Source organism: Kamptonema animale CS-326 (assembly GCF_028330895.1).
In the GTDB taxonomy this organism is placed as follows: Bacteria; Cyanobacteriota; Cyanobacteriia; order Cyanobacteriales; family Microcoleaceae; genus Kamptonema; species Kamptonema formosum.
Genome location: NZ_JAQMUA010000382.1, coordinates 1 through 24,031, shown reverse-complemented (window position 1 = coordinate 24,031; position 24,031 = coordinate 1). Strand labels below are relative to the sequence as shown.

Sequence of the window (24,031 nt, the reverse complement as noted above, 5' to 3'; positions counted from 1 at the left end):
TGCGGGCCTTAAAGGGCGACAAACGATCGCGATCGCAGAAACCCAAAGTAAGTGGGGATGGTGGGCTTTACGGCAGCGAATCGTGCGATCGCAGCTACTCCATCTAGGCGTACCGGAAGGCCCGCTAGTCAGCGCGATCGCCCTCGGCAAACAAGCAGTAGATTTAGCTTACGACATCCGCGACTATTTCGTACAAGTTGGGTTAGCCCACGCGATCGCCGCCTCTGGTACTCAAGTCTCTATGGTTTTGGCTTTGGTACTGAGTTTAACCAGGCGTTTTTCCAAACAAATACAATTTAGTTGTGGTGTTGGCGCTTTACTTTTGTTAGTGGGATTAACAGGTTTAGAACCTTCAGTAAGTCGTGCTGCTTTAATGGGTTTTGGAACTTTATTAGCCTTGGTGATTCAAAGGCAAGTAAAACCCATCGGTTTGTTATTATTAGCGGCTACAATCCTACTATTAATTAATCCGCTATGGATTTGGGATTTAGGCTTTCAACTAAGTTTTTTGGCGACATTGGGATTGTTAGTTACTGCTCCGGCAATCATGAAATGGTTGGATTGGCTACCGCCTGCGATCGCTTCTATAATTGCCGTTCCTATTGCCTGCTCAATTTGGGTATTACCCCTACAACTTTATATTTTTAATGTCGTATCACCTTACAGTATTGTAGTCAATATTATTGCCGCTCCTTTACTGTGGATAGTTAGTATTGGCGGCATGATTAGCGCTTTGGCCGCATTAATTTGGTCGCCAGCAGGAAGTGCTTTAGCTTCGTTGCTGCACTATCCAGCTAAAGGGTTAATTGAGCTGGCTCAATATTTCTCCCAATTACCCGGAAACTCCGTAGCGGTAGGCAGTCTATCAGAATTACAGTTGATAGCACTCTATGGAATAATAGGCTTAGTTTGGTTTTTTGGAAGCAGGAAAGAAGAAGAAAAAAGAAAAAAGGAAGAAGGAAGAAGGAAGAAGAGAAGAGGAAAGAAGGAAGAAGAAGAGAAAATCTCCCCTGCTCTATCGTCTCCCGGCTTCCCTGCTATCCCGTTTTTACCTTTTGCTATTCTTACAGCTATTGGGATAGTAATTCTTCCTACTTGGCAAACTCAGGCATCTCTATTTCAAGCAACAGTGTTAGCGACATCTGGAGAACCTGTTTTAGTGATTCAAGATCGGGGGCAAGTCACCCTAATTAATAGCGGTGATGAAAATACAGTAAGATTTACATTACTGCCATTTTTGCAGCAACAAGGTATTAATCAAGTTAATTTCGCGATCGCAGCTAATTCCCATTTAGGCTTAAGCAATGGTTGGTCAAAATTAATCGAACGTTTGCCCATTAAAACATTTTATGATAATCCCGCTCCCCAAGAGACTTATTACACAACTAATCAGCCATTTCTGAGCGCTATACAAAATCGTCAAGGAGTCTACTTACCTTTACAAATTAATCATAAAATTAACATCGGTTCCGCAGAATTGCAGTTACTCAACGCTGAAGCACCCGTGATAGAATTAGTAATTAATGGACAGACGTGGTTATTAGTAGGAGACATCGAGGCCGAACCTCAAAAAAGGTTAGTTGCAACTGGAAACTTAAAGCCAGCTCAAGTGCTTTGGTGGTCGGGAGAAACGTTGACTGCTGAGTTATTGCAGGCTATAAAACCGCAAGTTGCGATCGCATCCGCCAATTCCCTCGATTCAGACGCAGCAACGCGGTTACACCAAGCTAATACCAAAATATTCTGGACAGGACGAGATGGTGCTCTCGTTTGGACACCAGCACAGGGTTTTAAGACAACCTTGGACTCTGACGGCGCAGACGCATCCTTGCTTTGAGCAAGGGATTAGGAAGTTAAGTTAAGTCTGTCCAGACCAGGATTAATCCCGTTTTTCCCAGAATATTTACAAAAAGATTTGCAAATCGCCTGCAATAGCGGTATAATAGTTTAGGATCTTAAATTAAGAACTCAAAAGCCTTGGAGAGGTGGCAGAGCGGTTGAATGCGGTAGACTCGAAATCTACTTTAGGGCGACCTAACGTGGGTTCAAATCCCACCCTCTCCGTTCAATTCAAACTAATAGTTAGAGAAGATATAACAAGTTATCTTAGGTTGTTTTGTTATATTTTATTGGGAAAATTGGGGAAGAATTGGGGAAGATTAACAATGCGATCGGCTACGTACTTGTGATTGATATCTTCGGGTATCAGGAGCTAGAGGGGCATCGCGATCGCAAACTACCAGCCTCAAAGACTTGGCTACCTTGATAACGGTTGAGGCGCTGCAAGGTAACAAACGAGCGATCGCAAAGTTAGCAAATTATCGTTTGATGTCTAGCAACTGAAGAGTAAAGAAGAAAACCATGATTCAATCCCAAACTATAGCCAAAACAGTCACGTTTGATGAGTTCGTTGCCTGGTATCCAGAGAACTCTACCCACAAATACGAATTACGCAACGGAGTAATCATTGAAATGCCTTTAGGAACTGGCGACCATTCCGACGTTACAGGCTTCATTACCTTAAAATTAGGAGTTGAAATTGACCGTCGCGAATTGCCTTACTCCATTCCCGGTGACTGCCTACTTAAACCCGACCGCAACGAATCAGGTTATCAGCCCGATGTAATTGTCCTAGACCGAGCGCAACTCGCAAACGAACCGCGCTGGAAAAAAGAATCCGTCATCACGATGGGCCCGACCGTGCGACTAGCTGTAGAGGTCGTAAGCACCAACTGGCAAGATGATTATCTGATGAAAGCGGGGGAGTACGAACTCATTGGCATTCCCGAATACTGGATTGTTGACTATCTTGGCTTAGGTGGCAGACGGTTTATCGGCAATCCCAAACAACCCACTTTCTCAGTTTGCCAACTGGTAGACGGGGAGTATCAGGTCAAACAGTTTAGAGGTGATGACCAGATTGAATCGCTGGCTTTCCCAGAATTGCAACTAACGGCAGAACAGATTTTTTGCGCCGGCTTGCCCCAAACGGTTGATTGAAAAATTGCGGCGATGCGATGGCGAAGCGCCGCGCCGTAGGCATCGCAGCGCCAACCTAACCACTAGGAGAAAAGTGGGTTCTTCCGTACTTAGAGCGAGTACAAGTTACTACATTACTCTATCGCTCACCTACAATTATTGTAATTATATATTATTATACTATCCAAGGAACTGAGACTAAATCATAAAAATTAACTCGGCGCAGCCGCTCTAATTCCTTAATCCATTCTTGTTCGGACCAAAACTGTTGATAATATCTATCGGCCTCTTCCCGATGGGCAATTGCATCTGTTTTTTTCCACATATTCAGAGCTGCAACACGGCGCTTTTGAGTAGTAATTTGCTCAATATAAGCAATAGTAGCTCTAATTACTAAGGGAACCCGGCAAATATGTTTCTCTGAAATTTCATCTAAATTAAATAGATGAGAAATTTGCTCCAGTTGTTTGGGAAATTCTAAATAAGTACTTTGTAATTTTGATATTAACACAGATGAAGATTCCTGCAAAGAGTTTTTATCCAACCTTTTTAAATTCAAAATTTGGAGCCACAAAAATCGATGGTGAGACAAACTAAATTGTAAACCTCGTGCTTCTATAGCTTCTATTACAGCTTGGCGATGTTCGGGAGAATGGATATAAATACGCAATAAGAATGCCTCTGGTTGTTCTAAAACGCTGCGTTCTCGCAGTTGTAAAAAAGCTTCTTTTGATGATTTATTCTTACTTCCAGAGCGGGTAAATTTTATTTGTTGACTAAGCTTCAGCTTGTTTCTAATTAACAGCGGGACTGCTAAATATTCATCTTGACTTAGCTGTTTTGTCCAATAAGTTGTCACCTGATTTAACAGACTTTCTCCTATGGCTTTTACCTTGGGGTCATCTCCTTTACCAAGAATTTCCGCGCATTTAAATCTATAATGATTTAGCTGATTATCATCGGTGATTTTAGTCAATATTTTTACCATTTCTTGAGCAACTTTACTATAATGATCGGCTTGTTTTAAATCATACTTAAGAAGTAAATTTTGAATCTGCCAATCCAGCCACAGCGGTGCATTTAGTAGCAATTCGCTATACTGATCTGCCGAATAAGTTTTGAGATATTCATCTGCATCTTTGCCGTCGGGAATGTTGAGAATCCGCAGTTGCAATTCTCCCCGATAAGCAAGCTTTCCTATTTCTCCAATTGCCCGTTCCGCCGCCTGAGTACCAGCCTTATCTGCATCGAAGTTAAGTACAATTTGCTTAGATTCAGTATAACGCAAAAGTTGCCGCACTTGATCTAAGCTTAATGCCGTACCCAGGGAGGCGACAGCATTAGAAATTCCGGCGGCGTGGAGGGCAATAGCATCGAAATATCCCTCTACTACTACGGCTCGATCTTGTTTGCTAATAGCAGTTTTAGCTTTATCCAAAGCATATAAAGTTTTACCTTTATCGAATAATTCAGTTTCGGGAGAGTTAAGATATTTCGGCTGTTCGTCAGTCAGAGTTCTACCCCCAAAAGCTATCACTCGCCCTTGGAGATCGCAGATGGGAATCATCAGGCGATCGCGAAATCTATCATAATAACCATTCCCTCCGGATTTTCGCGGTAAAATTAATCCAGCTTGCTCTACTAATTGCAAGGGATAATGTTTCTGTTCCACCAAATAGCTGTAAAGAGCTTCCCAACCAGAGGGCGCATATCCTAACTGAAATTGTTGGATAGTTTCTTCGCTTAACTTGCGCTCAACTTGTAGATATTCTAACGCTTTCTGTCCTTGCGACTGTCGCAAAGCGTGCTCGTAAAAACTAGAAGCTAAAGCCAAAATTTCATATAACTGCTCTCGCAAAGAAATTTGACGTTGTAATTCTTGCCGCTGTTCAGGTTCTAAAGTTTGTACAGGAACCTGATGTTGTCTGGCTAATTCTAGCACTACATCGCTGAAAGAACGCTTGCCTAATTCCATTAAGAATTTAAACGCATTTCCCCCTGCACCGCACCCAAAACAATAAAACATTTGCTTGCTGGGGCTGACAGTAAAACTAGGGGACTTTTCATCGTGAAATGGACATAAACCTACGAAATCTTTGCCTCTTTTTCGGAGTACAACGTGAGTGGAAATGACATCTACTATGTCAGCTCTTTGTTTAACTTCCTCAATTGTATCGGGATGGAGGCGGGGAATTTGCATAGATCCTTATGAGACGAATCAGACACATTTTTAATTTTACCATAACTACCAGGAAGATCGAAAGTCGATATACTGGTTTTGTCAAGATTATAACAGATTTAGGAGCATCACTATGACGGAAGAAAAAGAGGTTCACGAACAAAGAGAAGTGATTTCCTATAAAGCTTTGAATTCTCAACAGCAGCAGCAGCGATTAACGGAACTGGCAGCGGTGTTTTTGCGACTAGGAACGATCGCTTTTGGCGGCCCTGCTGCTCACATCGCGATGATGGATAATGAGGTGGTGAATCGCCGTCAGTGGATGAGCCGCGAAAAACTGTTAGATTTGTTGGGAATCACAAATTTAATTCCCGGCCCCAATTCGACGGAATTAGCTATTCATATTGGTTACGAACGAGCCGGATGGCGTGGTTTACTAATTGCAGGAAGCTGTTTTATTTTGCCTGCTATGCTCATTGTTTGGGCCCTAGCAGCAATTTACGATCGCTACCAGACTGTTCCCCAAGTGGAATGGCTGCTTTACGGGATCAAGCCTGCGATCGTGGCGATCGTACTTCAGGCTGTATGGAATCTGGGTAAAAAGGCAGCTAAAGATGTGCCAACGATGATTGCAGGGGTAGCTGCGATCGCAGGTTATTTTGCTGGAATTAATGAAATTTTGCTGCTAATTTTACTTAGTATTATTGTTATGCTAGTGAAAAATTGGCAATCCAGAGGACGCACAGTTGGAGCATTTTTATTGCCTTTTTCAGGATTTATAGCCCAGGTTGGCAATACCACAGCCTCAGTAGCATCAGTCAGTTGGGTGAGCGTTTTTCTTTTCTTTCTTAAAATTGGATGCGTGCTTTATGGTAGCGGTTATGTATTACTAGCATTTTTGCAGCAGGATTTAGTTGAGCGCAATCATTGGCTTACCTCACAGCAACTTTTAGATGCCGTTGCCATCGGACAAATTACACCTGGCCCTGTATTCACTACTGCCACATTTATTGGATATTTACTAGCTGGAAATGCAGGCGCGATCGCTGGTACTGTCGGCATTTTCTTACCAGCCTTTGTACTGGTATGGGTAGTTAATCCTTGGGTTTCTAAATTACGTCAATCTCCTTGGGCAAGTGGATTCCTGGATGGCATGAATGCGGCTTCTTTAGGATTAATGGCAGCAGTGACCTATACTCTGGGACGAGCTGCATTAGTGGATTGGTTAACAACTATTGTCGCAATTTTGAGCGCGATCGCAGTGTTCCAATTTAAGATTAATTCAGCGTGGTTAGTGCTAGCGGGGGGAACAATTGGATTGACTTCATACTTATTGGGATTCATGGGATGATATCAAATCTGGATTAAATACTTTATTCTTTACTCCGCGTAGGCGGACTTCGTTTCTGTAGTCGCGAGTTCAATCGCCGAACGATCGAGGGACTCGGCGGTTGAAACCGCTTCTATACAAACAAAGTCGGCCTACGCCGACTGACATATTCAGATTAAGGTAGGAACTATTTGCGATCGCGCGAGAACATGGAGATGTTAAAATCATTGGTATGAAGCTAACCCAGCCGGATTTTATTGGAACTTCCAGCTCAATATACCAATAAGGAGAATTAAAAAAAATGCGAATTTTAATGATGGGTGGCACTCGATTTATCGGCGTTTATTTAACTAAGATTTTAGTAGCCCAAGGCCATGAAGTGGTACTATTTAATCGCGGTAAAAAGCCAGCACCCGTTGAAGGCATACAACAAATTCACGGCGATCGCACCGACGCTTCCCAACTCAAAGAAAAATTATCATCAGAAAAATTTGATGCCGTTTTTGACAATAATGGTCGCGAATTAAGCGACACCCAACCCCTAGCAGAGATATTTAAAGATCAAGTTAAACACTTCATTTACATGAGTTCTGCGGGAGTTTATTTAAAGTCGGATCAACTGCCTCATATTGAAGGTGATGCCACCGATCCAAAGAGTCGCCATTTGGGTAAATACGAAACAGAAACCTACCTCAAAGATGCTGGTTTGCCTTGGACTTCCATTCGCCCTACTTATATTTATGGCCCGCAAAACTATAACGATTTAGAAGCATGGTTTTTTGACCGGATTGTACGCGATCGCCCGATTCCCATTCCTAGCAATGGAATGCACATCACCCAACTCGGTCACTGTCAAGATTTAGCTAAAGCAATGGCTGCTGTGTTAGGCAATGAAAAAACCATAGGACAGATTTATAATGTATCAGGCGATCGCTATGTTACCTTTGACGGTTTAGCCCGCGCTTGCGCCGCCGCCGCTGGTAAATCCACCGATGTAAAAATTGTACATTACGACCCCAAAAAATTTGATTTTGGCAAGCGTAAAGCCTTCCCCATGCGCGTACAACACTTCTTTGCTTCAGTGAATAAAGCCATGAGTGAACTCAACTGGCAGCCCGAATTTGACTTAGTTTCAGGATTAAAAGATTCATTCCAGAATGATTATTTGACCTCTGGACGTGACAAAGCTGAGATTGATTTCTCAGTCGATGATGAAATCTTGCAAGCAGTTCAAAATTGACTTAATTAGGAATTACACACGATCGCAGTACGGCCGCCTTCTAGGCGGTGACTTGACTGCGCCTGGAAAGCGGCCGTACTGCGATCGCGCGTAAATCCTGTTAATATTATCTAGGGTAAAGTGGGCGCTACCAGTGAATTATTTTTCTCATTTACAGGATATAAATTATGGCAGCACCCACTCTCAAAGGTTAACTAGGTAAATCTCATGCAGGGAACCACACTCGGCAGCCGCTACAACATTATCCGCCACTTGGGAGGCGGAGGATTTGCCCAAACTTACCTAGCTGAAGACAAACAGCTACCAGGTAATCACCGCTGCGTTGTCAAGCAACTTAAACCTCAAGCTACAGATCCCGCAACTTTACAAATAGCTAGACGTTTATTCGATACTGAAGCGCAAGTATTGTATAAATTAGGCAACCACGATCGCATTCCCCGACTTTTTGCCTACTTTGAAGAAAATCAGGAATTTTATTTAGTTCAAGAATTCATTGAAGGTCGTAATTTAAGCGAAGAATTAACCCAAACTTCTCTAAACCCCGGAAGGTTAAGCGAAGATGAAGTCATTTCTCTATTGCAAGAAATCCTGGAAATTTTAGACTTCGTACACCAGCAAAACGTCATCCACCGCGATGTCAATCCCCAGAATATTATCCGGCGAGATAGCGACAGCAAGTTATTTTTAATCGACTTTGGGGCTGTCAAAGAAATCACTACTCAAATTATCAATGCTCACACAAATAATGGCTTGAGTGTGAGCATTGGTACTCCTGGTTATATGCCAAGCGAACAAGCTCACGGCAATCCCAAACCTAGCAGCGATATCTATGCAGTTGGCATGATCGGAATTCAAGCAATTACTGGGGAAGTTCCCCATCAATTACCCACAGATCCCGATACAGAAGAAATTATTTGGCAGACAAAAGTATCAGTCAGCCCTGAATTTACTAAAGTGCTAGATACAATGGTGCGCTATGATTTTCGGCAACGCTATGCTAATGCAGGTCTAGCTTTGCAAGCTATTAAAGAATTGAAAACTCCTCTTGGTGCTACTGCACCATTAATTCTACCTGCATCTTCGCCCAAGCCGACAAAAAAACGCGCCGATCTCTATTTAAAAAGTGGTCTAATTATTGGGCTAATTGGCCTCGGTATCGCTGCATCTGCTTATCTTGTTAATGTCTTCAATTCTGCGAATGCTACTGAGTTACACACTAGAGGCAATACTCTTTATAATTTAAATAGATATGAAGAAGCGCTAGCAGCTTATAACCAAGCAATTAAGATCAGAGGAGACTATGCTGAAGTTTGGAAAGATAAGGCGAAGGCGCTCTATGAGTTGAAGAAATATAAGGAATCCAGAGAAGCTTGCGACAAAGCAATTCAACTCAATCCTGAATACTTAGAAGCCTGGACAGATCGGGGTTATGCTCTCGATCGATTGCAGCAATATCAAGAAGCGATCGCATCTTTTGAAAAAGCTTTGGAAATTCAGCCTGACTATCCAGAAGCCTGGAAAGGAAAAGGGGACGCGCTATTAAATTTACAGCGTTATGAAGAAGCAATCGCCTCTTACGAAAAAGCTGTTAAATCTCAGCCAAATTTCTATGATGCTTGGTATAGTAAAGGATTAGCACACCAGAATTTAAAACAGTATCAACCCGCTTTTGATGCTTATAAACAAGCCGTAGAATTAAAGTCTGACAACTCTAAAGCTTGGTACAATTTAGGGAATGTTCAACTAGAATTGAATAAAAATCAAGAAGCTGTAGAAGCTTATGAAAAAGCCGTGCGCTTTCAGCCTACTTATTATCAAGCTTGGTACAGTAAAGGTATCGCGCTGATGAAGTTAAGGCAATACGAAGATGCGGCAAAAGCTTATAAACAGGCGGTGACATTAAAAGGAAATTACTACCAAGCTTGGTATAATTTAGGCTGGTCGCTGCACCAATTGCGGCGTTATGAAGATGCGATCGATGCTTATAATAAAGTCCTCGATTTACAGTCAAGAGAATATCAGGCGTGGTATAATAAAGGCAATGCTTTATACAATTTGAAACGTTACGAAGAGGCGATCGCGTCTTATAACGAAGCCGTCTATGTCAAGCCAGACTATTATGAAGCTTGGTACAGCAGAGGTAATGGGCTATTAGAATTAAAAAGATATCAAGATGCGATCGCATCTTACGATAAAGCAGTTAGGTATAAGCCGGACTACGGAGCAGCAATAGAAGGGAAAAAGCAGGCCGAAAGTCAGCTAAGTTTGTCCAACATCACCCCCCAGCCCCCTTCTTTGCAAGGTTCGGGGGAGTAATAATATTATGTCGGGGTAATCACTTATGATAAATAGGACTGATAAAGCCGCGATCTGGTTACTAGCACTCTTGTAAGAAAACAGAGGAAGTTGAGGAAATCAGAGGTTATAACAGAACATGGATCTACGGATTGGTTAAAAAGTGTAACCAATCCGGATCTTCAGCGCTAGGCGATCGCCGGAGTCAAAATCAAGGTTGCTATAGCACTCCATCGACTCTAATTTACACCAATAATTCATAAAAAATCTACCCCCTTTTTAAGAGAAAAAAGGGGAATAGTATCTACTGAAAGTATTTCTTAAGGTCGGTGACTGCGGCGAATTTCTGTCACTTGATCTGCCGCGTCTAAAAGTGCCTGTGGCATCTCTGGCCCTGTCAAAATGAGATCGATTTGACGGGGGCGCTTTTCTAGCAGAGTCAAAACTTCTGCCTCTGAAATCAAGCCAAAATTAACCGCCAAACTCAATTCATCTAGAATTACCAGATTGTAACGTCCTTCAATGACAGCATCCTGAGTCCACAGCCACAAATCTCGCAAAGAGTTAGTCTCTGCTTCATCCAACTGCGGCGTGTCAATGCAGCGGGGCAAATTGCAGCGCACCCAATCTAAATTTTGCCCTAACCGCACGGGATGCTCGTGTCCCTGATTAATTCCCCCCTTGAGAAACTGCACCACTAGCACTCCTGTCCCCTGTCCCGCAATTCTGAGCGCTTGAGCCATTACACTGGTAAAAAAGCTACGGTGATGGCAACTGAAGACTTGCACGAGTCCTTCGACTGTGTGGGGTAAGCTGCAAGGCAAATTGAGAGTAGGGGTTTCAAGCTGGGCAACCATAAGGCAATCTCGAATTAGCAGTGGGTCTTTAACGCAGCTCTGACTTTGAGGCAGAGCGACGCTACTTAACAATATATAGTGTAGTTGTCGGATTGCAAAGCTCTTTACACACTAGATATATGCGATCGTCTTAACCTAGTGGCTGTCTCGATCTCAGCTTTTTGGCAGGGAGACAGCATCAAAGGTACACTTCCGAAAGATAAATTTTTAATATCAGGGCATGAGGAGCAGGAAACAGTGAGATTAGTGATTCTAGGAGGGCCGGGGGCTGGGAAGGGAACTCAAACTGAACTATTGTGTAGCGATTTGAGTATTCCTTGCATTTCGACGGGGGACATCCTGCGAGAGGCGATCGCATCTCAAACCAATTTAGGTCGCCTCGCGGAACCCTATGTTGAAAAAGGGGATTTAGTTCGTGACGAGACTATGATCGAGTTCATCCGCCAGCGACTTTTACTTCCTGATGTCACTAATGGCTGGCTGTTGGATGGCTATCCACGCACTGCTTTTCAAGCTGAGGAGTTAGATTTTTTAGTGGATGAGTTTGGGCAAAAAGTAGATTGGGCGATATATTTGGATGTGGCTGATTCTGTATTGATGAGTCGTTCTCTGGGGCGATCGCGTGCTGATGACCAACCACAAATAGTGCAACGCCGGATCGATTTATTTCGCGATCGCACCATTCCCATCCTAGAATATTACGAACACCGCCAAAAACTCTTAACTGTCAGCGGCGACCAACCCCCAGACCAAATACATCAAGAAATCTTAAAAAAGCTAATGGCTAATAGCTAATAGCTAATTGCTAATTGCCAATTGTTGATTAAAGGTAGGGTGGGCAAAGCCGCAAACAACCTACAACTAATAACCAGAGAACCTTTCCGGCTTTGCCCACACAACGTACAACTAAGTAAGTGTTTTTGTTTAATTTCATCCTGCAACTAACAACTAACAACCAACAACTAACAACCAACAACCAACAACTAACAACTAACCACTAACCACTAACAATTAACAAATTTATTATGTCATGGCAACGTCCCGACAGCAGACAACCTAACCAACTCCGTCCCATTAGTTTCCAGCGAGAATTTACCAAATTTGCCACTGGTTCAGTTTTAGCTAGAAGCGGCGACACGCAGGTACTTTGTACTGTTTCCATTCAGCCAGGAGTACCTAAATTTTTACAATTTACAGGACAAGGTTGGTTAACTGCTGAATATCGAATGTTACCGGGAGCAACACCTCAACGACAAGAAAGAGAACTAATGAAACTATCTGGACGCACCCAAGAAATTCAGCGGTTAATTGGTCGCAGTTTGCGTTCTTGTTTAAATATGAACCTATTAGGGGAACGCACAATTATTGTCGATGCCGATGTTTTACAAGCCGATGCCGGCACTCGCACAACATCAATTACTGGGGGATTTGTAGCTTTAGCTGATGCTTTAGATAAGCTGGTAAAAAACGGAGAATTAGAACAATCTCCCATAGTTTCCCAAGTGGCAGCCGTATCAGTTGGACTTTTGGAAGGAGAGCCATTTTTAGACCTGAATTACCCAGAAGATGTCGCGGCTGAGGTAGATTTTAATGTGGTAATGAAAGAAAATTTGAGCATTATTGAAATGCAAGGTACAGCCGAAGAAGGAAGCTTTAGCCGCACGCAGTTAAATCAAATCTTGGATGTAGCAGAAAAAGGAATTAAAGAATTATTAGAATTTCAACGTCAAGCTCTTAGAACTTCAGCCACTCTCTAAATCTCGTATTAATTTCTTTTGGATTTTACTTTAGAAATCGTAATTTTTACTTGCCGATCTCTAGCTATGGCTGCTACAATCGAACCATCTAGATTGTAGCAAATAATCATGACAACCACATTTTTATCTAAATGTCAAGCTGCCTTGAAACATTCTGGGTTCAAGATAGGTATGGTAATTGTGACAATCGCCCTGATTGGCTTTTCAACAGTTGGTCAGTATGGATTATCCATTGATGAAGCCACAGAGATCGCTATGGTGCGGAGAAACTATGAACTGATTACCAAAGGTCAGCCTATTCCCAGCGATCTAAAATACTTTGGAACCTTATTTAATTTTACTGCCGAAGCAATATTTCAAATTAATCAATATCTTCACAAAGGTTTATCCTATAGTCCAACCAATTATGAAGGCGATGCTAATAACGATCGCGGAAAAGCCAAAGCACTCTACGATCGAATTCAGATTAAGCACCCTTTAACTTTTTTAGTTTCTTTAATTACCTATCTTTCAGTCGCCGGGATTGTTGGCATACTTTGTGGTTGGGAATACGCTTGGTTTGCTCCCATAGTTCTAGCACTTTTTCCCAGATTTTGGGGACATAGTTTCTTTAATCCTAAAGATATTCCCTTTGCATCTTTATTTACTCTTTCTACCTATGCAGGCGCTCATTTACTCAATTACTATCAAAAAAATCAGCCTGAATTAAAACTTGAATTTAATCAAACTCATTCCTTTTCAATCTTGTATGGAATTTTAGCGGGAATGCTAACCAGCGTTAGGATTGGCGGATTTTTGATGATATTTTTTATTTTTATTGCTCACGTAGGAATTACTTTAGGACAAGGTATTAGCAATGTAAAAAACCTGTATAAATATGCAATTTGCTATATTTTAATGTTTCTTTCATGGGCGGCAACTGTTACTATCTTGCAACCAGCATCTTGGTCTAACCCCCTTGGCTGGTTTTTGGAAACAATCGGGTATCTATCTAAGCATCCGCTGCCTATAAAAACTTTATTTAATGGTATCGAATATCCGATCCAAGATATTCCTTGGTACTTCACATCTCAGTGGTTGTTAATGACAATTCCAGTTATTTTTCAAATCTTTTTTTTAGTAGGTTTAGTGTTACTAGCAACGAAATATAAACAATTCTCACCTCTTCAGCAATCTTGTTCTCTGTTAATTTTACTGCAAATATTTGGACTCCCAATTATTGCAATAATTAAACACGCATCTGGCTATGACGATATGAGGCACTTTATGTTTGTACTGCCAGGAATTGCCAGTATAGCTACTGCTGCTTTGATTTGGCTTTACCAAGCAGTCGCAATCAAGAAACCTGTACAAATAGCAGGCTTAGCATTTATCGTAATAGTTTTTACAGCAATTATACTTGAGATGATTCAGTTACATCCCTATCAATATATCTATTTCAATCGCTTATCGGGGGGATTAGCAGCAGCACCTAATCGCTACGAAATTGATTATTGGGGATTGGGGATGCGAGAAGGTATGGAGTGGATCAACAAAAATGCCGACCCCAAAGATACTGTTTTAGTAGGAGGATTTTTGTACTCAGCTAATATATTTGCCGATCCCAATCTCACTGTGATTAAGTCGGAAGAGGCGGAAAAGAAAGGAATTTCTAAGCCATTTTACTATTTACCTTGGGGGCGGTGGGGATTCCCAAAAGAATTCCCAGAATGTCCAGTTGTGCATAAAGTAGAAAGACAAGGAGTAGCCTTAACAATTGTTAAAAAGTGCAAATAGGGAAGAAGAGGGGCTAGGGGCTAGGGGCTAGGGAAGAAGGGGGACTAGAGGCTAGAGGCTAGGGAAGAAGGGAATAGAATCAATGTTTCAGCTATAAGCGAGTGTCCTAACCGTCTTGGGGGTTGCTATAAATATAACTATTTTTTCTAAATAGATTGATAAGAATCTTAACATTTTTTTGTTGACATTGTTATTGAATCGTGCATATAAAAATCTTTACGAAATATGTAATTAATTTTTTTTAAAAGTTAAGCCCCGCAGAATAATTATCTCTACGGGGCTTACTTTTAGGGGGATAATTAAACAGTGAAAATCAGCAACGAGTTCACAAATCAGCAATCATCGCCCAATAATGGGCAATTTTGAATTATCACAAGGGAGAACACTGTATGAAATTGGCTTATTGGATGTATGCAGGCCCCGCTCACATCGGCACTCTCCGCATTGCTAGTTCCTTCAAGAATGTCCACGCCATCATGCACGCGCCGCTCGGTGATGACTATTTCAACGTCATGCGCTCAATGTTAGAGCGGGAGCGGGACTTCACCCCCGTAACCACCAGTATTGTCGATCGCCACGTTCTGGCGCGGGGCTCCCAAGAGCGAGTTGTGGACAACATTACCCGCAAAGATAAAGAAGAGCACCCTGATTTAATCGTTCTTACCCCGACTTGCACCTCCAGCATTTTGCAAGAAGACCTGGAAAATTTTGTACAACGCGCTCAGTTGGATGCTAAAGGCGACGTGATGCTGGCGGATGTTAACCACTACCGGGTTAACGAACTGCAAGCTGCCGATCGCACTCTCCATCAAATTGTAGAGCTTTATATCAACAAAGCTCGTAAAAAAGGGAACTTACCAGAAGGCAAAACAGAGAAACCTTCTGCTAACATCATCGGCATTTCTACCCTGGGTTTCCACAACCAACATGACTGTACCGAGTTGAAGCGGTTGATGACAGATTTGGGCATAGAAGTTAATGAAGTTATCCCGGAAGGCGCTTCGGTTCACAATTTAAAAAATTTGCCTCGTGCTTGGTTTAACCTAGTTCCTTATCGCGAATTAGGTCTAACAACAGCGATGTATTTGGAGAAAGAGTTTGGAACGCCTTATGTAGATATTACGCCGATGGGTGTGGTAGAAACTGCTCGTTGTATCCGCAAGATTCAGCAAGTGCTTAATGCTCAGGGTGCTGATGTTAATTATGAGGAGTTTATCGATCGCCAAACTCGTTTTGTTTCGCAAGCTGCTTGGTTTTCTCGCTCGATTGACTGTCAGAATTTGACTGGGAAAAAGGCTGTGGTGTTTGGTGATAATACCCACGCGGCGGCGATGACTAAGATTCTGGCTCGTGAAATGGGTATTCATGTGGTTTGGGCGGGTACTTATTGCAAATATGATGCTGACTGGTTCCGGGAACAGGTAAGCGAGTATTGCGATGAGGTGATTATCTCCGAAGATCACGGGGCGATTGGAGATGCGATCGCGCGTGTGGAACCTTCTGCTATTTTCGGTACGCAAATGGAACGGCACGTTGGTAAGCGGTTAGATATTCCTTGCGGGGTAATTGCTGCACCGATTCACATTCAAAATTTCCCGATTGGTTATAAGCCATTTTTGGGTTATGAAGGTACTAATCAGTGTGTGGATTTGGTGTATAACTCCTTTACTTTGGGCATGGAAGATCACTTGCTAGAAATCTTCGGCGGCCACGATACTAAGGAAGTGATTACTAAGGGGATTTCGGCTGATTCTGATATGAATTGGACGAAAGATGGACAAGCTGAGTTGAATAAAATCCCTGGTTTTGTGCGCGGTAAGGTGAAGCGGAATACTGAGAAGTTTGCGCGCGATCGCGGTATTGCTCTAATTAATGCTGAGGTGTTGTACGCGGCGAAGGAAGCGGTTGGTGCGTAGTTAGTTTTGGTGAGGGCATCTGTTGTGGATGCCCTTGCTTATTTATCAAATATCAGATAATATGGTCAAAGATGTTAATATAATTTGGATTGGCTATTCATTCAATAATGTTCCTATTCGCCTCACGAAAGAAAGGTGGGAGCATATATTGAAAGAACACCCAGAAATGAAAGATCAATACGAGCGAGTTTTAGAAACTTTAGATAACCCAGATCTAATTCAAATTGATGATGTTACAGGTGGGTTGCTAGCTCTACGATTTTATTCCCTAATTCCTGAGAGTAGGAAGTTTGTAGTTGTGGTGTATCTGGAAGTAAGTAACTCAGATGGATTTATTACAACAGCTTACCTTAGAAAACAGCCATCATCAAATAAACGAATAATATGGACACAAGAGTAAAAATTCTCGAAGATTCCACAAATATTACAGCTTTCTACGATCGGGAAGCTGATGTTCTCTATCTTTCATTAGGAGAACCACGAGATGCTGTAGCTTTAGACATTAGTGATAGCGTAATTGCCCGTTATAATGAGGATAGTGAAACTATTGTTGGCATTACTATAATGGGTTTGAGACAACGAGTTGAGAAAGAATTAAATCATAAGTTCCACGTTTCACCTCATCAAGATGGTTGGGTTGTAACTGAGGGAAGTATTGAGTCAGTTGAGAGAATATTTCCCACTCAGGAAGCTGCGCTTAAATATGCAGTAGGAATAGCGAAAGCGCAATGGCTTGAGGTGGTAATTTATGGTGATAATGGAGAGGTTGAGGAAGTGATTAATCCTGGTATAGATGCACTTTTGCAGCGTCGGGATCAGCGGCGGAATTCAGTTAGCGATAAGGTTGAAGGTTTAAAAAATGTTGAGGTTTCCTGAAAGAAAAGCGCGATCGCGCTATTACTCAAATCACAAAAGTTTATGAAAATTAGTTATGATTCAGAAGTTGAGGCTCTCTACATTAGACTTGTAGAAGGCAAGCATCAGTGTCGTACTTTACAGTTATCCGAGGAAATAGCTTTAAATATTGGTGAAACTGAGTTATTTGTAGGGATAGAAGTTTTAGATGCTACACAGGTTATAGGTACAGGAAATATTCCAAATGTAGTGCCAGAAAATATATCTTTTATTAGCATTAACAGAAGGAACAATAGTCGGTCAGCAAGGAACTACTAACGCTAGACCTAGACCTATTTATCAATTTACTTTTAAAGGTGAAACTAAATATCTATCAGTCACAGTCGGAACTAACGGATATATTGTCGGTGCAAATCCAAGAACTAAAGTTAGATAATTACTGGTGAGGTTAAATATTTATGTCAAAAAAAATTAGACTAATGGCAGATTATGGTTGCGATCCCTTGTGGTGGAATGAACCTGATGAAGTAGGCGATATCGATCCTGCTCAATTTGCTCTACATCCAGAAACAATTAATCGCTTGTATAACTGGGTTCAAGCTTATGATGCTAGATTAAACTGGGACGATCCAGGTAACTCTCCTGATTTAACTCAAGAAAAATCAGAAGCTTTTGAAGCAGAAGGCATCAGTTTGTGGAAGCAATTACGGCAAGAATTATCCCCACATTATGAAGTGCTGTACTTTAGCGATCGCCTCGGTAAACTCCTATCCCATCCCAGCGAATTAGAAGTATTGGTATAAACTGAAAAAGAGGTGAGTTACCACAGGAGAGCAATGCTAACGGCCGTTTTAGTTATCAACCTACTAATATCCCTCCTCTGCTTTTACATCGCTTGGAAAGCATGGCAAATGAAAAAAGTGCTCGATCGCGTCGAAAGGACAGTCACCACAATGGAGAAGAACACCTATAACTTCCTCACCCGAACACCCGATTTCCTAGCCAAAGGCGAGAAGAGTTCTCGCCAACTCCGAAAGCAGTACCGACAACTAGAAGCACAAATCCAACAACTCCAGCAAATTTTGGGATTACTGACTTTGGGAGGTAGACTTTGGCGGCGACGCTCTGTCCGCTTCAGGTAAACTTCGTCAAAAAGCAAGTAAATCGCGCTAAAATCTTCGCCTAAGCCCTCCGCCAACAAATCCACTGGCAATCTCACCATATCTTAAGAAATAGCACCCAGGGCATATTTTTCCTCTCACAAGTCGTTGCGAATTGGCTTTCCCCCCTAAAATTGATATATGAGTAAGAATTATAGAAATGTCAAATAAACGTCCTGGATTATTTGTAGGTGGGCTGTTAGTCGGCTCCGCCATTGGTACCGCCATCGGTTTACTCATCGCTCCGCGATCGGGCAAACAAACACGCCAACTATTGAAAAAATCTGCCGATGCACTCCCGGAGTTAGCAGAAGATTTATCCACCAGCGTCCAAATCCAAGCCGATCGCCTCTCAGAATCCGCACTGCGAAACTGGGAAGAAACCTTAGCAAGACTCAAAGAAGCGATCGCCGCCGGTATCGAAGCCTCTCGTGGCGATCGCCAAACCTTATCCCAAGTAGAAGCTGACAACAACCGCGAATCTCGCCTTCCCCCCCGCGATCCGGCCAAACGCTTCCTTTAGCAGCCGAATTCTCCGTTGTCACCATCTCCACCCAAAAATTCCCTCCTATCCTTTTGCTGTAGGTGAGTTCCCGTGACTGACCCCGTGTTTTGGCTAGCACTGTCCATTTTCTTAGTTGCAGTCAGCCTTACTGCTGTCTTAATAGCTCTCCTGCCCGCCGTACAAGCACTAGGGCGGGCCGCCCGCAGCGTGGAAAAATTAGCCGACACCCTCTCTCGCGAATTTCCCCCCACCCTAGAAGCCATCCGCTTAACTGGGATGGAAATCAGCGAACTCACAGAGGATGTTAGCGAAGGCGTTCAAAGTGCAGGAGAAGTTGTCAAGCAAGTCGATCAAAGCATTGGCAGTGCCAAAAAGCAAGCCCAAAAAGTACAAATTACAACTCGCAATGTCTTTACTGGCATTCAAGTTGCTTGGAAAACATTAACTCGCAAACCAGCAGCTAGCGATCGCCGATTAGAACGCCTCTCCCCCAGCCAAAGAAATCCCCTCTCTCTTGGCAATTCCACTCTAGACGACAGCTACTTAGAAGAATATACATCCAGCCGGGAAGCCTTAAATACCTACAGCAGCCGTGAAATTAAAGGCGAACTGCCCCGCCCGCGCCCCAACGATGCTTCTCACCTAGAACCTAATCCTGAAGAATTGGAGTAATAGGACTTTAATTACTGAAAATAATTGGTAATGGGTAATTGGTAATAGCTAATTGCTAATTCGCGATTAGGGATTGGGAATTACCGCTAACCGCTAACAACTAACGTTCGGCTGAGCGCTCATCCCTACGATCTTACTTTAGTCACAGAAAAACGCTTTCGCCTTGCGATCGCTGGATTTTAGCCATTCTCAATAATTTAGGCTTCTGCATTCGCCAGCCTGAAAAACCAGTAGTTCCAGAAAATTATCTCCCTGTAGCGACATAATAGGGATAAGGCCGCTTTCCAGGCGCGGTATTCTTACCACCAGGATGGCGGCAGTACTGCGTTGTGCGTAAGTCCTGTTACCATTGCAGTGCAGGACTTAGCAAAGCTGTTGCCACTTCGCTGTTTACAGGTTTAGAGAAAAAATATCCTTGACCAAATTCGCATCCAAGCGATCGCAATTGGGCGAGATGGTGGGAAGTTTCTACGCCTTCCGCCACTACATCCATACCTAAACTGTGAGCTAACATGACGATCGCACGCACGATCTCAGAATTATCCCCATCTACACCCATCCTACTAACAAAAGACCGATCGATTTTCAAAGTATTAATTGGGAAACGGTGCAGGTACGAGAGAGAAGAATAGCCCGTCCCAAAGTCATCAATACATAAATGAATCCCTAAATCTCTCAATTGCGAGAGCATCGTAACGGCTGATTCTCCATCTTCCATCACCACGCTTTCCGTAATTTCTAACTTTAAATACTGACCGTCTAAACCTGTTTCCTCTAGCACTTGTTTAATTTGCTCTATTAAGTCAGGCTGAGCAAATTGCCTCCCCGAAAGGTTAACAGCTATGGTCAGTTGAGAATTAGGAAGAGGTAATTGGTAATTAGAAATGGGTAATTCACAACTGGGAATTGGCAAATTTGGCTCCTCCACTGCCTTATTTATGAGTGGGGGATACCGAAGTGACTGGTTGTCGTCTACCGCCACTTCCAAGTCACAACCAAATAAAGTGTTATCTAATTTTGAACTAGAATCTATATCTCCAAGTTGGAACTGCTGTGCCCACAATTCAGGATTCGAGTTCAAACTTACACCTCTACAATTGAAGTCGAACTCGCCTGGGGTGTGAGACTTCAAGCTCTTTTGCCATTTAACCATCTGACTGCAAGCTTCCCGTAGTACCCACTGGCCTAACGGTACGATCAATCCAGTTTCTTCTGCTACAGGGATAAACTCTGCGGGTGTTACCAAACCCCGTTCTGGATGCAACCAGCGTACTAGAGCCTCAAACCCGACTACGATACCACGACTGAGGGAAACGATCGGCTGATAGTAAAGGACAAAGGGGGAAGAAGGGGTGAGGGTAGAGGGACTAGGGGCTAGGGAAGAATTTTCTTCTTCTCTTTCCCTAGTCTCTAGTCCCCAGTCCCCAGTCTCTTCTTCTCTTTCCCTAGCCTCTAGCCCCTGTCCCCTAGCCCCTTCTTCAGCCCCTTCTTTCCCGCAAGTAAGCTCTACCGCTCGGCGTAAGTCGCTCTCTAACTGCATCAGCGCCACAGCGTGGGTGTGCATCGCAGCCGCGAACACCTGATAGCGAGCTTTACCGAGAGCTTTCGCCCGATACATAGCAATGTCTGCGTCTCGCAGGATGTCCCCTGGCCACTGATACTCAGGGGTACTGAGGGCAATGCCCATGCTAGCAGTGACAGTAACTTTATGGCCTTCTAGGTGCAGGGGTTGTTCGAGGGCCTGCTGTATGCGGTTGGCTGTGGCGATCGCCACGCTGACATCTTCGATTTCTTCTAGCAGGATGATGAATTCGTCCCCTCCCAGACGCGCTACAGTATCGCCAGAGCGCAGACAGCTCATCAATCGTCGGGCGATCGTGTAGAGTAGGCGATCGCCAGCCTGATGTCCTTGACTATCATTAATCACCTTAAACCGATCCAAATCCAAAAATATGACACCAAAGCGATAATTGGGATTACGTCTGGCGCGAGCCAAAGCTTGTCCGAGACGATCCATCAACAAGGCTCGATTTGGCAATTCTGTCAAAGCATCGTGCAAAGCATCATGAAGTAATTGGTCTTCAGCCGCCTTGCGTTCAGTCACATCGTGGCAATTGACCACAATTCCTTGTACAGCAGGTTCTTCGAGCAGATTCGTCGCCACCGCCTCCAACACGCACTCCTTCCCATTTTTGTGCCGCACGCGGTATTCCGCCAAACCCAAACCTACGCCGGGGTGTTTAATTACCCCATCTAGCACTCGGTGTACTAGGTGTAATTCATCGGGGTGAACCCAATTAAATATAGATTCCCCCAGCACTTCTTCTCTGGAGTAGCCTAAAATCCGCTCTTGGGAAGGTGAGACATAGCGGCAGATCCCGTCTGCGTCCACAATCAAGATGATATCTGTAGCATTTTCAATCAGCGATCTGAATCTTTGTTCGCTTTGGCGGAGTTCTTGTTCTGTGCGTTTGCGATCGGTAATGTTCGTTGAGATGCCGATCAGTCCCACAATTTTGCCAGCAGCATCCTTAATCGCATCCGCACGCATTAAAACTTGAATGGTTTGACCGCTGCGAGTGCGCTTAGTGACTTCGCCACGCCAAGAATTACCGCTCATAATCGTTTTGAGAACATCGTCAGCAACGGCGGGATCTGCGAACACGATCGGTATGCCGCCAGAGGCGTTGAATTCTTCCACAGTTTCGTATTCAAATAGCTCGGAGAAGGCCTGATTTTGATAGATGTGAGTGCCTGTAGCATCAGCCATTCCCACCGCGTCGCTAGAACTTTCTACAGCTTTGCGCGTAAGCACCAGTGCTTCTTCTGCTAGCTTGCGCTCAGTGATATCAATCCCAATAGTGAAAGCTGCTTTACCCTCATTGTACTTTTGAGCCACAATCAGATAGTGCCGCAGACTCGGCCCATTTGCTGTTGGCAGCGTTGCGGTCATTTCTTGTATTGCTTCCGTCTTGGGACTAGCAAAAAAGGAGCGTACAAATTGGCAAAATTCAGAGCTTGAACCCAGAAATCCGATGTCTTTGCCAGCAAATGCCTCTGGAGACAAGCCGTGAAGTCTGGCCAAATGGTGGTTAACTCCTAAGTAGCGTAAATCTGAACTAATCCAAGAAACTGTTCCCGGTACTGCCTCTAAAATTGTTTGCAATTGAGCTGTGGCTTGATGTAGTGATTCCTGCGCTTCTATGCGGTAGGAAATATCGGATTGTACGCCGATGAAGTGAGTTAATTTGCCTTTTTCGTCCCGCACGGGAGAAATCGCCAGTTTGTTCCAGAAATGGGTTCCGTCTTTGCGATAATTTTTTAAGACTACTTCGCAAGCACGCTCTTCCCGCAAAGCGTTGCGGAGTTCTTCTAGGGCCGCAGGATCGGTGTCTGGCCCTTGCAAAAAGCGGCAATTTTTACCCTCTATTTCTGCTTGGGAATAGCCCGTGATCCTTTCAAAGGCAGGATTGCAGTAGATAATGGGACAATCTGGCAGTCGGGCATCAGTAATAACGATGCCGTTGTTAGAGGCGGCTATAGCGCGATCGCGCAGCCGTAGCGCCTCTGAAACTGAAGAGCGATCGCTAACTTTTTTATTTTTATCTAAATTAGAGAGTAACCGCTCCTGCCGATTTCGCATTACCCCAACCTTTAACCGAAATTTAATAATTTCTCTGATGTTCTTACTGTACAGGAAAAGTTGCTGAAATTCTCTCGGTAGTAGCTGCATCGGATCGAAGCTGTCAGCCGACTAAAAGGCAGGAGTTAGTAGTCAGAATTAGAACTATTACTTGAATCCTTTACTTTCGAGTTTCCAAATGCAGCTAGAAATTAAATTTGTGCAGATATGAGCTACAATTGGCACTAATAAATTGCCCGTTTCTAAGGCGCTATACCCCAGTAAAAATCCTACTGCCGTTGCCCAAACTGCATAGGGCCATTGTTGCCACCCTCCCAAGTGCAAAATGCCAAAGCAAAAACTAGATAATACTAAGGCAGTAATATTAAACCCAAAGGCAGATAACATTACACCTCGAAATAGTAATTCTTCGCTCATTCCTGGCAGAAGTCCCAGCCAAATTAAGTCTGGCCAAAATAGGGGTTTAAGCACTAATTCTAAGTAAATGTCAGCACTACGGCGATAAGCTGGCCATAAGCGGTAGATGATTGTACTCGCAACTGTAATTGCTATGCCGATCGCTACCCCCCAAATTAAGGCTAAGAGTGTTAATTTGACAGGTAACAGGGAAACAGAGCCAAATTGCAGCCACAATTTGGCAATGGCCAGCAAAATCACGGCTGTCACTCCCATTGCTACTAGAATTTGAGTGCGTGTTAGGGGTTCGAGTTCGGAATTGTTAGGAAGTTGTTCTGGCACTTTGGAAGAAGGGACTAGGGGCTACGATGCTCAGGGCTAGGGAAAGGGAGAGGGAGCAACTTAATCAATTAAAAATTAAAAATGCAAAATTAAAAAAAAATGCAAAATTAAAAATTGTGAGATTTAATT

Annotated in this window: 21 protein-coding genes and 1 tRNA gene; 18 read left to right on the top strand and 4 right to left on the bottom strand. The window is 43.3% G+C overall.

Annotation, left to right across the window (positions count from 1 at the left end; translation table 11 throughout):
* From PN499_RS22545 to PN499_RS22530, 4 genes are all read left to right on the top strand, one after another.
* Positions 1 to 1,837: ComEC/Rec2 family competence protein (locus tag PN499_RS22545; protein ID WP_272034825.1), on the top strand; the 1,837-nt coding region annotated here is incomplete at its 5' end.
* Between the two features lie 142 nt (positions 1,838 to 1,979).
* A tRNA-Ser gene (locus PN499_RS22540) sits at positions 1,980 to 2,064 on the top strand.
* A 52-nt stretch (positions 2,065 to 2,116) separates the two neighbouring features.
* Positions 2,117 to 2,266: a hypothetical protein gene (locus PN499_RS22535; protein ID WP_272034823.1), complete on the top strand. Its 150-nt coding sequence runs from the start codon at positions 2,117 to 2,119 to the stop codon at positions 2,264 to 2,266.
* A gap of 95 nt (positions 2,267 to 2,361) precedes the next feature.
* Positions 2,362 to 3,000 carry a Uma2 family endonuclease gene (locus tag PN499_RS22530; protein WP_272034821.1) on the top strand — a complete coding sequence of 213 codons (639 nt, stop codon included), beginning with the start codon at positions 2,362 to 2,364 and terminating at the stop codon, positions 2,998 to 3,000.
* A 154-nt stretch (positions 3,001 to 3,154) separates the two neighbouring features.
* Here the strand turns inward: PN499_RS22530 and dnaG are convergent, their stop codons facing one another.
* Positions 3,155 to 5,179 carry a DNA primase gene (dnaG, locus tag PN499_RS22525; RefSeq protein WP_272034819.1) on the bottom strand — a complete coding sequence of 675 codons (2,025 nt, stop codon included), beginning with the start codon at positions 5,177 to 5,179 and terminating at the stop codon, positions 3,155 to 3,157.
* A 112-nt stretch (positions 5,180 to 5,291) separates the two neighbouring features.
* On the opposite strand from dnaG, the gene PN499_RS22520 reads away from it, so the two are divergent.
* The 3 genes from PN499_RS22520 (at position 5,292) to PN499_RS22510 (ending at position 10,044) form a co-directional block, all read left to right on the top strand.
* Positions 5,292 to 6,509 (top strand): chromate transporter, encoded by a 1,218-nt coding sequence (locus tag PN499_RS22520; protein WP_272034817.1) that lies wholly within the window; start codon positions 5,292 to 5,294, stop codon positions 6,507 to 6,509.
* Between the two features lie 280 nt (positions 6,510 to 6,789).
* Positions 6,790 to 7,728, top strand: coding sequence for an NAD-dependent epimerase/dehydratase family protein (locus PN499_RS22515; RefSeq protein ID WP_272034815.1), 939 nt, complete (start codon positions 6,790 to 6,792; stop codon positions 7,726 to 7,728).
* Between the two features lie 207 nt (positions 7,729 to 7,935).
* Positions 7,936 to 10,044 (top strand): serine/threonine-protein kinase, encoded by a 2,109-nt coding sequence (locus PN499_RS22510; protein ID WP_272034813.1) that lies wholly within the window; start codon positions 7,936 to 7,938, stop codon positions 10,042 to 10,044.
* A 299-nt stretch (positions 10,045 to 10,343) separates the two neighbouring features.
* On the opposite strand, the gene PN499_RS22500 is transcribed toward PN499_RS22510, so the two are convergent.
* Positions 10,344 to 10,880: a P-loop NTPase family protein gene (locus PN499_RS22500; protein WP_272034811.1), complete on the bottom strand. Its 537-nt coding sequence runs from the start codon at positions 10,878 to 10,880 to the stop codon at positions 10,344 to 10,346.
* A 237-nt stretch (positions 10,881 to 11,117) separates the two neighbouring features.
* Between PN499_RS22500 and PN499_RS22495 the strand changes: the two genes are divergently transcribed.
* The 11 genes from PN499_RS22495 to PN499_RS22445 all read left to right on the top strand — a co-directional run bounded on the left by PN499_RS22495 (position 11,118) and on the right by PN499_RS22445 (position 19,521).
* Positions 11,118 to 11,675 carry an adenylate kinase gene (locus PN499_RS22495; RefSeq protein WP_272034808.1) on the top strand — a complete coding sequence of 186 codons (558 nt, stop codon included), beginning with the start codon at positions 11,118 to 11,120 and terminating at the stop codon, positions 11,673 to 11,675.
* A 230-nt stretch (positions 11,676 to 11,905) separates the two neighbouring features.
* Positions 11,906 to 12,637: a ribonuclease PH gene (gene rph, locus PN499_RS22490; protein ID WP_272034806.1), complete on the top strand. Its 732-nt coding sequence runs from the start codon at positions 11,906 to 11,908 to the stop codon at positions 12,635 to 12,637.
* Positions 12,638 to 12,745: 108 nt separating this feature from the next.
* On the top strand, positions 12,746 to 14,413 hold the full coding sequence (locus PN499_RS22485; protein WP_272034804.1) for a hypothetical protein: 1,668 nt from the start codon (positions 12,746 to 12,748) through the stop codon (positions 14,411 to 14,413).
* A 389-nt stretch (positions 14,414 to 14,802) separates the two neighbouring features.
* Positions 14,803 to 16,329 (top strand): ferredoxin:protochlorophyllide reductase (ATP-dependent) subunit B, encoded by a 1,527-nt coding sequence (gene bchB, locus PN499_RS22480; protein ID WP_272034802.1) that lies wholly within the window; start codon positions 14,803 to 14,805, stop codon positions 16,327 to 16,329.
* Between the two features lie 61 nt (positions 16,330 to 16,390).
* Complete coding sequence (locus PN499_RS22475) at positions 16,391 to 16,729, top strand: hypothetical protein (RefSeq protein WP_272034800.1); 339 nt, start codon at positions 16,391 to 16,393, stop codon at positions 16,727 to 16,729.
* On the top strand, positions 16,714 to 17,205 hold the full coding sequence (locus PN499_RS22470) for a DUF2188 domain-containing protein (RefSeq protein WP_272034797.1): 492 nt from the start codon (positions 16,714 to 16,716) through the stop codon (positions 17,203 to 17,205). The genes PN499_RS22475 and PN499_RS22470 overlap by 16 nt, the downstream gene beginning before the upstream one ends.
* A gap of 42 nt (positions 17,206 to 17,247) precedes the next feature.
* Positions 17,248 to 17,502, top strand: coding sequence for a DUF2283 domain-containing protein (locus PN499_RS22465; RefSeq protein ID WP_272034795.1), 255 nt, complete (start codon positions 17,248 to 17,250; stop codon positions 17,500 to 17,502).
* A 140-nt stretch (positions 17,503 to 17,642) separates the two neighbouring features.
* The gene (locus tag PN499_RS22460) at positions 17,643 to 17,987 is read left to right on the top strand and encodes a hypothetical protein (protein WP_272034793.1); all 345 of its coding nucleotides are present in this window, start codon (positions 17,643 to 17,645) and stop codon (positions 17,985 to 17,987) included.
* A 33-nt stretch (positions 17,988 to 18,020) separates the two neighbouring features.
* Positions 18,021 to 18,326: a hypothetical protein gene (locus PN499_RS22455; protein WP_272034791.1), complete on the top strand. Its 306-nt coding sequence runs from the start codon at positions 18,021 to 18,023 to the stop codon at positions 18,324 to 18,326.
* Positions 18,327 to 18,504: 178 nt separating this feature from the next.
* Positions 18,505 to 18,867, top strand: coding sequence for a YtxH domain-containing protein (locus PN499_RS22450; RefSeq protein WP_272034790.1), 363 nt, complete (start codon positions 18,505 to 18,507; stop codon positions 18,865 to 18,867).
* A 72-nt stretch (positions 18,868 to 18,939) separates the two neighbouring features.
* Positions 18,940 to 19,521, top strand: coding sequence for a DUF948 domain-containing protein (locus tag PN499_RS22445; RefSeq protein WP_272034788.1), 582 nt, complete (start codon positions 18,940 to 18,942; stop codon positions 19,519 to 19,521).
* 343 nt (positions 19,522 to 19,864) lie between these two features.
* Here PN499_RS22445 and PN499_RS22440 read toward each other — a convergent pair whose 3' ends face one another.
* Positions 19,865 to 23,254, bottom strand: coding sequence for an EAL domain-containing protein (locus tag PN499_RS22440; RefSeq protein ID WP_272034786.1), 3,390 nt, complete (start codon positions 23,252 to 23,254; stop codon positions 19,865 to 19,867).
* Positions 23,255 to 23,311: 57 nt separating this feature from the next.
* Entirely contained in the window at positions 23,312 to 23,902 is a 591-nt protein-coding gene (locus tag PN499_RS22435; RefSeq protein WP_272034784.1) for a CPBP family intramembrane glutamic endopeptidase, read from the bottom strand.
* Positions 23,903 to 24,031 lie beyond the last annotated feature (129 nt).

Coding starts and splice junctions, on each gene's coding strand:
- PN499_RS22450 (WP_272034790.1), top strand. CDS start 18,505: ATGTCAAATAAACGTCCTGGATTATTTGTAGGTGGGCTGTTAGTCGGC.
- PN499_RS22485 (WP_272034804.1), top strand. CDS start 12,746: ATGACAACCACATTTTTATCTAAATGTCAAGCTGCCTTGAAACATTCT.
- dnaG (WP_272034819.1), bottom strand. CDS start 5,179: ATGCAAATTCCCCGCCTCCATCCCGATACAATTGAGGAAGTTAAACAA.
- PN499_RS22500 (WP_272034811.1), bottom strand. CDS start 10,880: ATGGTTGCCCAGCTTGAAACCCCTACTCTCAATTTGCCTTGCAGCTTA.
- PN499_RS22510 (WP_272034813.1), top strand. CDS start 7,936: ATGCAGGGAACCACACTCGGCAGCCGCTACAACATTATCCGCCACTTG.
- rph (WP_272034806.1), top strand. CDS start 11,906: ATGTCATGGCAACGTCCCGACAGCAGACAACCTAACCAACTCCGTCCC.
- PN499_RS22465 (WP_272034795.1), top strand. CDS start 17,248: ATGAAAATTAGTTATGATTCAGAAGTTGAGGCTCTCTACATTAGACTT.
- PN499_RS22440 (WP_272034786.1), bottom strand. CDS start 23,254: ATGCAGCTACTACCGAGAGAATTTCAGCAACTTTTCCTGTACAGTAAG.
- PN499_RS22530 (WP_272034821.1), top strand. CDS start 2,362: ATGATTCAATCCCAAACTATAGCCAAAACAGTCACGTTTGATGAGTTC.
- PN499_RS22515 (WP_272034815.1), top strand. CDS start 6,790: ATGCGAATTTTAATGATGGGTGGCACTCGATTTATCGGCGTTTATTTA.
- PN499_RS22455 (WP_272034791.1), top strand. CDS start 18,021: ATGCTAACGGCCGTTTTAGTTATCAACCTACTAATATCCCTCCTCTGC.
- PN499_RS22475 (WP_272034800.1), top strand. CDS start 16,391: ATGGTCAAAGATGTTAATATAATTTGGATTGGCTATTCATTCAATAAT.
- PN499_RS22520 (WP_272034817.1), top strand. CDS start 5,292: ATGACGGAAGAAAAAGAGGTTCACGAACAAAGAGAAGTGATTTCCTAT.
- PN499_RS22470 (WP_272034797.1), top strand. CDS start 16,714: ATGGACACAAGAGTAAAAATTCTCGAAGATTCCACAAATATTACAGCT.
- bchB (WP_272034802.1), top strand. CDS start 14,803: ATGAAATTGGCTTATTGGATGTATGCAGGCCCCGCTCACATCGGCACT.
- PN499_RS22460 (WP_272034793.1), top strand. CDS start 17,643: ATGTCAAAAAAAATTAGACTAATGGCAGATTATGGTTGCGATCCCTTG.